General features: G+C 56.7%; 12 protein-coding genes. 5 read left to right on the top strand and 7 right to left on the bottom strand.

The window, feature by feature from the left end; all coding sequences use genetic code 11:
• Positions 1–108: 108 nt before the first annotated feature.
• Positions 109–1,242, bottom strand: coding sequence for a molecular chaperone DnaJ (gene dnaJ / locus SPE70_RS03435; RefSeq protein WP_008807497.1), 1,134 nt, complete (start codon positions 1,240–1,242; stop codon positions 109–111).
• A gap of 87 nt (positions 1,243–1,329) precedes the next feature.
• Entirely contained in the window at positions 1,330–3,246 is a 1,917-nt protein-coding gene (dnaK, locus tag SPE70_RS03430; protein WP_008807498.1) for a molecular chaperone DnaK, read from the bottom strand.
• A 386-nt stretch (positions 3,247–3,632) separates the two neighbouring features.
• On the opposite strand from dnaK, the gene SPE70_RS03425 reads away from it, so the two are divergent.
• From SPE70_RS03425 to satP, 3 genes are all read left to right on the top strand, one after another.
• Entirely contained in the window at positions 3,633–4,037 is a 405-nt protein-coding gene (locus SPE70_RS03425; RefSeq protein WP_008807499.1) for a DUF2541 family protein, read from the top strand.
• Between the two features lie 27 nt (positions 4,038–4,064).
• A complete protein-coding gene (gene msyB / locus SPE70_RS03420; protein ID WP_008807500.1) occupies positions 4,065–4,814 on the top strand; it encodes an acidic protein MsyB in 750 nt (249 codons plus the stop codon).
• Positions 4,815–4,902: 88 nt separating this feature from the next.
• Complete coding sequence (gene satP, locus SPE70_RS03415) at positions 4,903–5,469, top strand: acetate uptake transporter (protein WP_012542907.1); 567 nt, start codon at positions 4,903–4,905, stop codon at positions 5,467–5,469.
• 56 nt (positions 5,470–5,525) lie between these two features.
• On the opposite strand, the gene SPE70_RS03410 is transcribed toward satP, so the two are convergent.
• The 3 genes from SPE70_RS03410 to tal all read right to left on the bottom strand — a co-directional run bounded on the left by SPE70_RS03410 (position 5,526) and on the right by tal (position 8,590).
• Positions 5,526–6,830, bottom strand: a complete 1,305-nt coding sequence (locus SPE70_RS03410) for an MFS transporter (RefSeq protein ID WP_032732490.1) — start codon at positions 6,828–6,830, stop codon at positions 5,526–5,528.
• Positions 6,831–6,949: 119 nt separating this feature from the next.
• The gene (mog, locus tag SPE70_RS03405; protein WP_008807503.1) at positions 6,950–7,537 is read right to left on the bottom strand and encodes a molybdopterin adenylyltransferase; all 588 of its coding nucleotides are present in this window, start codon (positions 7,535–7,537) and stop codon (positions 6,950–6,952) included.
• 99 nt (positions 7,538–7,636) lie between these two features.
• Entirely contained in the window at positions 7,637–8,590 is a 954-nt protein-coding gene (tal, locus tag SPE70_RS03400; protein ID WP_004204228.1) for a transaldolase, read from the bottom strand.
• A 202-nt stretch (positions 8,591–8,792) separates the two neighbouring features.
• On the opposite strand from tal, the gene SPE70_RS03395 reads away from it, so the two are divergent.
• Together SPE70_RS03395 and yaaA are read left to right on the top strand one after the other, a co-directional pair.
• Complete coding sequence (locus SPE70_RS03395; protein ID WP_016160272.1) at positions 8,793–10,223, top strand: alanine/glycine:cation symporter family protein; 1,431 nt, start codon at positions 8,793–8,795, stop codon at positions 10,221–10,223.
• Between the two features lie 77 nt (positions 10,224–10,300).
• Positions 10,301–11,074, top strand: coding sequence for a peroxide stress protein YaaA (gene yaaA, locus SPE70_RS03390; protein WP_012968979.1), 774 nt, complete (start codon positions 10,301–10,303; stop codon positions 11,072–11,074).
• A 39-nt stretch (positions 11,075–11,113) separates the two neighbouring features.
• On the opposite strand, the gene SPE70_RS03385 is transcribed toward yaaA, so the two are convergent.
• Together SPE70_RS03385 and thrC are read right to left on the bottom strand one after the other, a co-directional pair.
• Entirely contained in the window at positions 11,114–11,413 is a 300-nt protein-coding gene (locus tag SPE70_RS03385) for a DUF2502 domain-containing protein (protein WP_012968980.1), read from the bottom strand.
• A 194-nt stretch (positions 11,414–11,607) separates the two neighbouring features.
• Positions 11,608–12,888: a threonine synthase gene (thrC, locus tag SPE70_RS03380; protein WP_136047508.1), complete on the bottom strand. Its 1,281-nt coding sequence runs from the start codon at positions 12,886–12,888 to the stop codon at positions 11,608–11,610.
• Between the last annotated feature and the right edge of the window lies 1 nt (position 12,889).

The raw sequence follows: 12,889 nt of genomic DNA, 5'->3' as shown, positions 1-12,889 counted from the left end.
ATCAGATTTAAATTGCTTTAATGTTCGTTTTTTACGAATAAAAGAGGAGGCGTAAGGCAAAAAAAGCCCGGGCAGCAAGGCCCGGGCCGGATATCAGGAAAAGCGGAATTAGCGGGTCAGGTCGTCGAAGAACTTCTTCACACCGTCGAAGAAGCTTTTCGAACGCGGGCTGTTGTTTTCCCCGGTCGGGCCGCCGAAGCTCTCCTGCAGCTCTTTCAGCAGCTGCTTCTGCTTCTCGTTCAGCCCTACCGGCGTCTCCACCACCACGCGGCACAGCAGATCGCCCTGGGCGCCGCCGCGAACGGATTTCACACCTTTGCCGCGCATGCGGAACAGCTTGCCGGTCTGGGTTTCACCCGGCACTTTCAGACTGACGCGACCGTCGAGCGTCGGCACTTCAATCTCACCACCCAGCGCCGCCATCGTGAAGTTGATCGGGACTTCGCAGTACAGGTTATTACCTTCACGCTCAAAGATAGCGTGCTGCTTCACCTGGACCTGTACGTACAGATCGCCTGCCGGTGCGCCATGCTCGCCAGCTTCGCCTTCGCCCGCCAGACGGATCCGATCGCCGGTGTCCACACCTGCCGGAATTTTAACCGACAAGGTTTTCGTTTTCTCTACACGCCCATGACCATGACATTTGTTGCATGGATCTTTAATCAGCGTACCGCGTCCCTGACAGTGCGGACAGGTCTGCTGTACCGCAAAGAAGCCCTGACGCATCTGCACCTGGCCTGCGCCATGACAGGTCGGACAGGTCTGCGGCTTGCTGCCGGCCTTGGCGCCGCTGCCGTGACAGACGTCGCACTCTTCCAGCGTCGGAATACGGATCTCTTTGGTGACGCCACGCACCGCTTCTTCCAGCGTCAGCTCCATGTTGTAACGGAGATCGGCGCCGCGCGCCGCGCGCTGACGACCACGTCCGCCGCCAAAGATATCGCCGAAAACATCGCCAAAGATATCGCTGAAATCCGCACCGCCGCCAAAACCGCCGCCGCCGCCCATGCCGCCCTGTTCGAAGGCCGCGTGGCCGTACTGATCGTAGGCCGCACGCTTCTGGGCATCAGTCAGGATTTCATACGCTTCTTTGATTTCTTTAAATTTGGCTTCGGCCTCTTTATCACCCTGGTTGCGGTCCGGGTGATACTTCATGGCCAGGCGCTTGTAAGCCTTTTTGATTTCACGCTCTTCCGCTGTTTTGGAGACGCCTAAAATCTCGTAGTAATCTTGCTTTGCCATCGGTGTTTTTCAGCCCCTTAACATGCGTGCACGGGCGGAGAGGAAACCTCTTCGCCCGTGCCAGTGTTTTACCCGTTCAAAGGGCGATTATTTTTTATCTTTCACTTCTTCGAACTCAGCGTCGACAACATCGTCGTCTTTCGCGTTGCTCGCCTGAGCGTCAGCGGAACCCGCCTGCTGCTGAGCGTGCTGCTGCTGAGCAATTTCCATCAGCTTCTGAGAAGCCTGCGCCAGCGCCTGCATTTTCGCTTCGATGTCCGCTTTGTCTTCGCCTTTCAGGGAAGTTTCCAGCGCAGTCAGCGCAGACTCGATAGCGGTTTTGTCATCAGCCGGCAGTTTATCGCCTGCTTCTTCAACCTGCTTGCGAGTGCTGTGCAGCAGATGGTCGCCCTGGTTACGGGTCTGTACCAGCTCTTCGAACTTACGGTCAGATTCGGCGTTAGCTTCTGCTTCGCGAACCATTTTCTGAATTTCTTCTTCATTCAGACCGGAAGACGCCTTGATGGTGATCTTCTGCTCTTTACCGCTGTTTTTGTCTTTCGCGGAAACGTGCAGGATACCGTCAGCATCGATGTCGAAGGTGACTTCGATCTGCGGCATACCGCGCGGCGCCGGATTAATACCATCCAGGTTGAACTGACCCAGTGATTTGTTATCAGACGCGCGTTTACGCTCACCCTGCAGCACATGGATGGTTACCGCAGACTGGTTGTCTTCTGCAGTAGAGAACACCTGGCTGTGCTTGGTCGGGATAGTGGTGTTTTTGTTGATAAGCGCTGTCATCACGCCGCCCATGGTTTCGATACCCAGCGACAGCGGGGTTACGTCCAGCAGCAGAACGTCTTTCACATCACCCGTCAGTACACCACCCTGAACCGCTGCGCCGATCGCCACAGCTTCATCCGGGTTAACGTCTTTACGCGGCTCTTTACCGAAGAACTCAGCGACTTTTTTCTGCACCATCGGCATACGAGTCTGACCACCAACGAGGATCACGTCGTTGATATCGGAAACGGACAGACCGGCATCCTGCAGGGCCACTTTCAGCGGCTCGATGGAACGGTTAACCAGGTCTTCTACCAGGCTTTCCAGTTTCGCGCGAGTCACTTTGATATTCATATGTTTCGGACCGGTCGCATCTGCAGTGATATACGGCAGGTTAACGTCGGTCTGCTGAGCAGAAGACAGTTCAATCTTCGCTTTCTCAGCGGCTTCTTTCAGGCGCTGCATGGCCAGCGGGTCGTTACGCAGGTCAATGCCCTGATCTTTCTTGAACTCATCAACGAGGTAGTTGATCAGACGCGTATCGAAGTCTTCACCGCCCAGGTGGGTGTCACCGTTGGTCGCCAGTACTTCAAAGGTTTTCTCGCCGTCAACTTCGTCGATTTCGATAATAGAGATATCGAAAGTACCACCACCGAGGTCGTATACCGCGATAGTGCGGTTACCGACTTCTTTATCCAGACCGTAAGCCAGCGCGGCCGCGGTTGGTTCGTTGATGATACGTTTGACTTCCAGACCGGCGATACGGCCGGCATCTTTGGTTGCCTGACGCTGCGCATCGTTGAAGTAAGCCGGTACGGTGATAACCGCTTCAGTTACCGGTTCACCCAGGTAATCTTCAGCCGTTTTCTTCATTTTTTTCAGCACTTCAGCAGAGATCTGCGGCGGTGCAGTTTTGGTGCCTTTCACATCCAGCCATGCGTCGCCATTGTCTGCGGCAACAATTTTGTATGGCATGATAGAAACGTCACGCTGAACTTCTTCGTCCTGGAAGCGGCGGCCAATCAGGCGTTTAATCGCAAACAGGGTGTTTTGCGGGTTTGTCACTGCCTGACGTTTAGCCGGCTGACCAACCAGAGTTTCACCATCCTGGGTATAGGCAATGATAGAAGGCGTGGTGCGATCGCCTTCGGCGTTCTCCAGCACGCGTGCAGTAGTGCCATCCATAATCGCTACACAAGAGTTGGTAGTACCCAGGTCGATACCAATAATTTTACCCATCTAAACGTCTCCACTAAAAATTCGATCAACATGTGGTTGTGAACCTGTAATAAGGGCGAAACGTGCGGTTTCAACTGCCCAGACATCATTTTTTTTCAGGTTCTTCACTGCGGTTGACTACAAGATGGGGTCGCCCACCCCGGCATCAAGGGGCAAGCCTAAAAATTTTTTGCACCGGGCCCCGACCTGAGTCGTGAAAAGCGTCCCGAGCGACATTGTCAGGCGCCAAAAGAGGCAGCGAAATGCATATATAAATGATGAATGTGAAAACAAAATATATTCATAATATCATTGACATAACCCGCAATACTTGCGCGCTAATGGCCCCACGCCCCTGGTGATAATATCCCTCGCCGTCGCACTTTACTTATTCAGGGGACATATTGATGAAACCACTATTCCGGATTTCCGCGGGGCTTATCCTCGGCTTATCGTTTATCACCTCGGCGGCCGCCAACGACCATAAAATCCTCGGTGTGGTAGCCATGCCGCGCAATGAAACCAACGACCTGACGCTGAAACTCCCGGTCTGTCGGGTCGTCAAACGCATTCAGCTCAGCGCCGAACGCGGCGATGTACAGCTCTCCGGGGCGACGGTCTACTTTAAGGCCAGCCGCGGCGCCAGCCATACGCTGAACGTCCCCGCCGGGATAAAAGAGGGCAGCACCTCCGGCTGGATCAACATCAATAGCGATAACGACAGCAAACGCTGTGTGAAGAAAATCGCCTTCTCCGGCCACACGGTCCACTCCTCAGATATGGCCTCATTAAAAATTATCGGCGACGACTAACCTCGTTATCCTGAGGAGGGATGATTTATGCATATTAACTATCTGGCAGATGACGATCTGGCCTTTCTTCCTGAGTGCAGCGAGGCGCATCTGGAAGCTTTTACCCGTATTCTGACCCACGGCGAAAACGGCAAACCCCGCCTCTCCAGCACGCTGCTGCGCAACGAGACCTTTTTAGCAATGGAGGGCCACCCTGAACGCTATCGCCGCAACTGGCAGCTGATTGCCGGAGAGCTACAGCATTTTGGCGGCGACAGCATCGCCAACACCCTACGCCGCCACGGCAAATTTTATCGCGCGATCCTGCTGGATGTGTGTAAACGGCTGAAGGCGAAGGTCGACAAACAGATGACGACGCCGCAGATCGAACAGCAGTTACTGGAACATTTCCTGCAGCACAGCTGGAATAAGCTGGATGCGGAGCAAAAGGCACAATTTCTTGCCGCGGTGGATTGCCGGAGCCATGAGCTGGAAAATCTGTTGCCCCATCTGCTGAGGCACCGCAAGCTAAGCGAAGGGGTCGCCCTGTTGCTGGACGAGCGCTTAACCGCCATTCTGCGCACCCATGCCGCCGTAAGCGTTATTGGTCATGGTCTGGTGCGCGGCGCCGGGCTGGGCGGGCCGCTCGGCGCCGCGCTGAACAGCGTCAAAGCGGTGAGCGGCAGCGCTTACCGGGTCACCATCCCTGCGGTCCTGCATATTGCCTGTTTACGGCAAATGATCCAGCCGCCGTCGGGCGCAACAGAAATTGGTGAAAAATACCCCGCCAGATCATAGACAGCCCTTCAGCGCCTCATTATTATGCCGCGCCCCGCCGCCAAGTCGCGGGGTAATGCTTCCCTTTTAATGATAATTTTGAGGAATTATGGGCAACACTAAGTTGGCTAATCCGGCACCGCTGGGCCTTATGGGCTTCGGCATGACCACTATTCTGCTTAACCTGGCGAATAGCGGCCTGTTCGCATTCGATGTAGCTATCCTGGCGATGGGCATTTTTTACGGCGGCATTGCGCAAATTTTTGCCGGCCTGCTTGAATACAAGAAAGGCAACACCTTTGGCTTAACCGCTTTTACCTCCTACGGCAGCTTCTGGCTGACGCTGGTGGCTATCCTCCTGATGCCGAAAATGGGTCTGGCGGAAGCGCCGAACGCGCACTTCCTCGGCATGTACCTCGGCCTGTGGGGCGTCTTTACCCTGTTTATGTTCTTTGGCACCCTGAAAGCAGCCCGCATGCTGCAGTTTGTCTTCCTGAGCCTGACCGTGTTGTTCGCGCTGCTGGCGATTGGTCATCTGGTGGATAACGAAGGCATTGTGAAAGTCGCTGGCTGGGTCGGCCTGGTTTGTGGCGCCAGCGCTATTTACCTGGCGATGGGTGAAGTGCTGAACGAGCAGTTCGGCCGCACCGTGCTGCCGATCGGCGAACCACGTTAATCGTCCGCCGCCGTCCTGTCACAGGGCGGCGGCAGGTCATCATCGGTAAACCAGACTCAACGCTGCAGTTCCCCTTCCGGCAATCCCGCCGACGCCGTCAGCCCCTGACGCAGCCAGATACCTAATCCTAGCCCCATCAGCGAGAGGGCCAGCACATACCAGGCTGGCGCCATCGGCGACACGCCCATCAGCATGGTGACCGCAATCGGCGTCAGGCCGCCAAAGATCGCGTACGACAGGTTGTAGGAAAATGAGATGCCGGTGAAGCGCACTTCAGCCGGGAAGGCCCGCACCATGACATAAGGCACCGCCCCTACCACCCCGACGCAGAGCCCCACCGTGCCGTAGAGCAGAAACAGCCGCTGCGGGCTGGCGCCGGACAGGTGGTAAAATGCCCAGCTGGCAACCGCCAGCAGCAGGCTGCCGACGATGAAAGTCCGGCTGGCGCCAAAGCGATCCGCCGCCAGCCCGGCGAGCAGACAGCCGATGCACAACATAATCGTGGCGATGCTATTGGCCTGCAGGGTAATCGCCGGCGCGAAGCCATAGTGTTTCTGCAGCCAGACCGGCGACATCAGGATCACCACCACCACGCCTGCCGACAGCAGCCAGGTCAGCAGCATAGAGATCACCACCGCCTTCTGGTGCTTCAGCGCTACCGCTTTTACCGGCAGCTCCTGCGCCAGCGCTTTACGCTGCTGCATCTCAAGAAAAATCGGCGTCTCCTGCAGCCAGCGACGCAGATACATCGCAATCAGACCAAATACACCGCCCAACAGGAAGGGGATCCGCCAGCCGCCGTCGTGGATCCCCTGCGGCGTCAGGCTGGTGTTGATAAGCGTCGCCACCACCGACCCCAACAGAATGCCAACCGTCAGGCCGGCCGTCAGCGTACCGCAGGCGATACCAATGCGTTTTTCCGGGACATGCTCGGCGACAAACACCCAGGCGCCAGGAACTTCCCCGCCGATCGCCGCCCCCTGCAGAATACGCATCAGCAGTAACAGCAACGGCGCGACGATGCCCACCGAGCTATAGGTTGGCAGCAGGCCAATCGCCAGGGTCGGCAGCGCCATCAGCAGGATGCTGAGGGTGAACATTTTCTTGCGTCCCACCAGATCGCCAAAGTGGGCCATGATGATCCCCCCCAGCGGGCGCGCCAGATAACCGGCGGCGAAAATGCCAAAGGTTTGTACCTGACGGAGCCATTCGGGAATATCTGCGGGAAAGAAGAGCTCACCGACGACGGCGGCAAAGAAAACGAAAATGATAAAGTCATAAAACTCCAGCGCGCCGCCCAGGGCGGCCAGCGTCAGCGTTTTATAATCCTGGCGGTTTAGCGGTCGGTTTGCATATGACATAACGCGATTTCATCCTGAGGTGTGCAGCGTGATTTATAGCGTGTAAAGTAAACAGCACTATATCGTAAATAAAACGGCACACCATCAGCGATGCAGGTTATGTCACAAATGCATTAAATTCAGGATAAAGTTTCGCGCCTGGCGCTCTTAGGACGAAATGCTTCTACCACACGGCCATCGGTTTCCACATAAGGCCCCTCCAGCAACTGTACACAATAAGGTACACTTGCAAAAATACCGTGCACCAGTACCTTGCCGTCAGCATCTTTTACCCCTTCCAGGGTCTCCTGAATCGCTTTCGGTTGTCCGGGAAGGTTGAGGATCAACGCCTGCTTGCGGATCACCCCGACCTGCCGGGAAAGGATAGCCGTCGGCACAAAGTGTAGGCTAACCTGGCGCATTTGCTCGCCGAAGCCCGGCATCTCGCGATCGGCAATCGCCAGCGTTGCGTCAGGCGTCACATCGCGACGCGCAGGGCCGGTTCCGCCGGTGGTCAGCACCAGATGGCACCCCATCTCGTCAACCAGTTCGCACAGCGTTTGCTCAATGATCACCTGCTCATCCGGAATCAGGCGGGTTTGCAGTTCGAAAGGGGTGGTGAGGGCACGCGCCAGCCACTCTTCCAGTGCCGGGATGCCTTTATCCTGATAGACGCCGCTGGAGGCGCGATCGGAGATGGAAACTAAGCCGATTCGTAAGGTATTCATGGTTATTCCGTTCAAACTGTGGCGTTAAACGAAATGATACACTGCCGGAGGCGGGACAGACAGTGTAATGTGGCCGACGGGCGTCGGCCACCTGCGGGATTACAGCAGTTCGCCGATCATTTTTTCCAGTTTTTCCTGGTCGATCGCAAACTTACGGATACCTTCCGCCAGTTTGTCTACCGCCATCGGATCCTGGTTATGCTGCCACAGGAACTCAGATTCGGTAATACGTTCCGGACGCGCTTTCACTTCGCCGGTATAAACCAGTTTACGCTCAACGGCGCCTTCGCTTTCAGACAGCTCTTTCAGCAGCGCCGGGGCGATGGTCAGGCGGTCACAGCCGGCCAGTTCCAGGATTTCGCCAACATTACGGAAGCTGGCGCCCATCACCACGGTTTCATAGCCGTGCTGCTTGTAGTATTCGTAGATTTCGCTGACGGAAACCACGCCCGGATCTTCTGCCGGCGCGTACTCTTTCTTGTCGGTGTTAGCTTTGTACCAGTCGAGGATACGGCCAACAAACGGCGAAATCAGGAAGACGCCCGCTTCGGCGCAAGCGCGAGCCTGAGCGAAGGAGAACAGCAGCGTCAGGTTACAGTTGATGCCTTCTTTTTCCAGCTGTTCAGCGGCGCGAATGCCCTGCCAGGTGGAAGCCAGCTTGATAAGAATACGATCGTTGCTGATGCCCGCGTCGTTATACAGCTTGATGATGCGCTTGGCTTTCGCGATAGACGCTTCAGTATCATAGGAGAGGCGTGCATCCACTTCAGTGGAAATACGGCCCGGGATCAGTTTCAGGATTTCGAGACCGATGTTCACCGCCAGCTTGTCGGAAGCATCGAGGATCTGCTGCGCGCGATCGCTGCTCTGGCTACGTGCCCAGGCCACAGCGTCATCAATCAGCTTACGGTACTCAGGGATCTGAGCCGCGCCGAGAATCAGGGAAGGGTTGGTGGTGGCATCCTGAGGCTGATACAGCTTCATTGCCGCAATATCTCCGGTGTCAGCGACGACAGTGGTGTACTGACGCAGAGAAGTTAATTTATCCGTCATGATATATTTCTCTTAAACAGCAGTTAAGGGGATGTAACCGGTCTGCCCAGATGATAACACGCTGCCGGGTCAGCGCAACCGCCGACGAGAGAAGAGCGCAGAGTGTGATAAACTGTGCCGCTTAATTTGCTGAAAGCGAAAGGATTGTCACTTAATTGGTAACGCTTACACAAGCGTACCGGCATGGACAAGAGGATGTTTAATGCCTGATTTTCTCTCATTTATCAATGAAATACTCTGGGGCTCAGTGATGATTTATCTGTTACTGGGGGCGGGGATCTGGTTTAGCTGGCAAACCCGGGGTATTCAGTTCCGTTACGTGCGCAAATTCGGCCGCAGTCTGAAAAAAAGCCTGCACCCGCAGCCGGGCGGTTTAACGTCCTTCCAGGCGCTCTGTACCAGTCTTGCCGCCCGGGTCGGCAGCGGCAACCTTGCCGGGGTGACGCTGGCGATCGCCGCCGGCGGGCCTGGGGCCGTATTCTGGATGTGGGTTTCCGCCCTGCTCGGCATGGCCAGCAGCTTCGCTGAGTGTTCTCTTGCGCAACTATACAAAGAGCGCGACAGCCAGGGACAGTTTCGCGGTGGCCCGGCGTGGTATATGGCGCGCGGTCTCGGCATGCGCTGGATGGGCGTTCTGTTTTCGATCCTCCTGCTGCTGGCCTATGGATTTATCTTTAACACCGTGCAGGCCAACTCGGTGGCCCATGCCCTGCACTATGCGTTCGATCTGCCAGCGGCAGTCAGCGGCGGCGTGCTGGCCATTTTCGTTTTCCTGGCCATTCTCCGTGGCCTGCGCGGCGTGGCGCGCCTGATGCAGTGGCTGGTGCCCATCATGGCGCTGCTGTGGATCGCCACCAGCCTGCTCATCGGCCTGTGGCACGTCACCGCCCTGCCGACCATTTTTGCCACCATCTTTCGCTGCGCCTTCGGCTGGCAGGAAGCCGCCGCCGGCGCGGTGGGCTACTCCATCAGCCAGGCACTGACCAGTGGCTTCCAGCGCGGCATGTTCTCCAATGAAGCAGGGATGGGTTCTTCGCCTAACGCCGCCGCGGCCGCCGCCTCCTGGCCGCCGCACCCGGCAGCGCAGGGGATCGTGCAGATGATTGGCGTGTTTATCGATACCATCGTGATCTGTACTGCCAGCGCGATTATCGTCATGCTGGCGCCGCGCCCCGACAATGAATATACGCTCAATGGCATTCAGGACTTGCAACACGCGATGAGCGTGCTGGTCGGCGGCTGGGGAGCCGATTTTATCGCCCTCATCGTGCTGCTGTTCGCCTTTAGCTCTATTGTGGCCAACTACGTGTATGCGGAAAATAATCTGGTCTTTCTGCGCCTGGATAAGCCTCGCTACATCTGGGGGCTGCGAATACTCACCGTCCTGATGGTGCTGCTGGGGACCCTGGTAAGCCTGCCTGTCGTCTGGCAGAGCGCGGATATCATCATGGCGCTGATGGCGATGACCAACCTGACGGCCATCCTGCTGCTTTCCCCGACGGTGCGGATTATCGCCAGCGATTATCTGCGCCAGCGGCGGCTGGGTATCCAGCCCACTTTCGATGCCGCCCGCTACCCGGATATTCACCAGCAGCTGGCCCCGGGTGCCTGGAATGAACTGCCGCGCGAATAGCGCGGCAATCGCGGCTATCGATCCCACCATGCACTTTTTTTGTTAAAATTCGTCGAAATTACCTGCAAGGACTGGATATGCTGATTCTGATTTCACCTGCTAAAACGCTCGATTATCAAAGCCCGCTGGCAACGACTCGCTATACCCAGCCCGAACTCCTCGAGTACTCTCAACAGCTTATCGGCATCGCTCGTAAGCTGACCGCGCCGCAAATCGGCAAGCTAATGAGCATTAGCGACAAGCTGGCGGATCTGAACGCCACCCGTTTCCACGACTGGCATCCTGACTTTACGCCGCAAAATGCCCGCCAGGCGATCCTTGCCTTTAAGGGCGATGTCTACACCGGCCTGCAGGCAGAGACGCTCACCGAGGACGACTTTGACTTCGCCCAGCGACACCTGCGCATGCTCTCCGGCCTGTATGGCGTGCTGCGCCCGCTGGACCTGATGCAGCCCTACCGCCTGGAGATGGGGATCCGTCTGGAAAACCCGTGCGGCAAAGATCTGTACCAGTTCTGGGGCGAGACCATTACCGAGAAGCTGAATCAGGCGCTGCAGGCTCAGGGCGACGATATCGTCATCAATCTGGCTTCCGATGAGTATTTTAAATCGGTGAAAACGCAAAAATTGCAGGGTCAGCTGATCAAGCCGGTCTTCCTCGATGAGAAAAACGGTAAATTCAAAGTGATCAGCTTCTATGCGAAAAAGGCGCGCGGTCTGATGAGTCGCTACATTATCGAAAACCGCTTAACCCAGCCGGAGCAGCTCAAAGCCTTTAATAGCGAAGGCTATTTCTTTGATGCGGAGGCTTCGGAGAAAGGTGAGCTGGTGTTTAAACGCCACGAGCAGTAGGCCTCGATGCCCCCGGCCTCTCAGCGGGGGCAAAGATGATCAGTCGTCGTGGTGATGCCGCTCGTGCCCATGGCCATGATGGCCTTGATCGTCATCATCATCGCGATCATGGTGGCGATAATCATCATGCGGGCGCCAGCGATCGTCACGCCAGTCATAATGGTGAGCCCACCAGTCACGATCGCGCCAATGATCGCCATCCCAGTAGTGCCCATAATCATCGCGATCGCCGATTTGCAGCTTCACCGCCGGGAGCAGGGTGATTTCGTCGGCATGAACCAACGCAGGAGCGACCAGCAATATAGAAAGTGCCAGCAAAGCAGATTTCAGCGTTGTCATAAGTGACCTCTTCTATCCGTCCCCGTTATGGGCCGATAGCAAAATATTAACGCCACAAAACTATTCTGATTATTCTCTGCAATCTGAATCTAGAGTGCGCCGCATTTATTGCTCGTTCGTACACAATATCTCCATCTTCGAGCGTAAAAAAACCGGGCACCAGGCCCGGTTTAGCTGGTGGATGAACGACAATACTAGCCCATCATCAGCTTACGCAGCGCGGCGAAATCCGCCGGCAGATTGTGGGACAGCAGCGGCAGGTCGGCGCGGTCAGCCAGCTCCTTCGGCAGCGGCAGGGTTTCCTGCAGGATCTCTTCCACGCTCTCTTTGAATTTCGCCGGATGCGCGGTACCGAGGAACAGGCCGTACTCTCCCGGCTGCAGCTGATCGCGCAGCGCGCGCCAGGCAATCGCCGCGTGCGGCTCAGAGATGTAGCCGATGGCCTTCAGCTCGCGCATCGCCGCTTTGGTGGTCTCATCATCGACCGCGGCGTAACCCAGCTCGCTCAGGCGCCAGATTTTACGGCGGAACAGCTCCTCGACGCGCGGCCAGTTGTTCGGCTGGCTAACGTCCATGGCGTTAGACAGCGTCGCCTGGGTGGCTTTTGGCGCCCACTCGCCGCCCTGCAGATAACGGGGAACGGTGTCGTTCGCGTTGGTGGCGGCAATAAAGCGCTTAATCGGCAGACCCAGCGACTTGGCCAGCAGACCAGCGGTCAGATCGCCGAAGTTGCCGCTTGGCACGGAAATCACCAGCTGATTGCGAGCTTCCTGCGGCAGCTGCGCCGCCGCTTCGAAGTAGTAGCAGATCTGCGCCAGCAGGCGGCTGATGTTGATGGAGTTAGCCGAGTTGAGCCCCAGCGTGGCCTTCAGCTCTTCATCGTCAAACGCCTGCTTCACCAGCGCCTGGCAGGCATCAAAGTCGCCATCAATCGCCACGGTTTTAATGTTGCCGCCGAGGGTACAGAACAGCTTCTCCTGCAGCGGGCTGATCTTACCGCGCGGATAGAGGATCACGACCTTGACGTTCGGCAGACCGTAGAAGGCATGCGCCACCGCCGCCCCGGTGTCGCCGGAGGTTGCGGTGAGAATGGTGACCGGCTTATCGCCGGCGATATGGGTCAGCATCTGCGCCATAAAGCGGCCGCCAAAATCTTTAAACGCCAGCGTCGGGCCGTGGAACAGCTCCAGGCAGCCGACATCGTCCTGAACCTTGCTTACTGGCGCCGGAAACGCAAACGCTGCGCGCACCCGCTGCTGCAGGACATCCTGCGGGATCTCATCGCCGATAAAGGCCGATAAAATTTTGGCGCTGCGGGTGACAAAATCCTGCGCCAGCATGTCGTCGATTTCAGTCAGGCTGAATTCCGGCAGATCGTGCGGAAAGAACAGACCCTGATGCTTGCCAAGTCCCTGGGTGACGGCCTGCGCAAAGCTGACCTGCTCGTTATGATCTTTTAAGTTATACAGTTTCATT

The organism is Klebsiella sp. ZJOU C1 (assembly GCF_035620215.1).
Lineage (GTDB): Bacteria > Pseudomonadota > Gammaproteobacteria > Enterobacterales > Enterobacteriaceae > Klebsiella > Klebsiella variicola.
The sequence above is the reverse complement of the archived record's forward strand: the minus strand, read 5'-3'. Positions and strand labels throughout refer to the sequence as shown.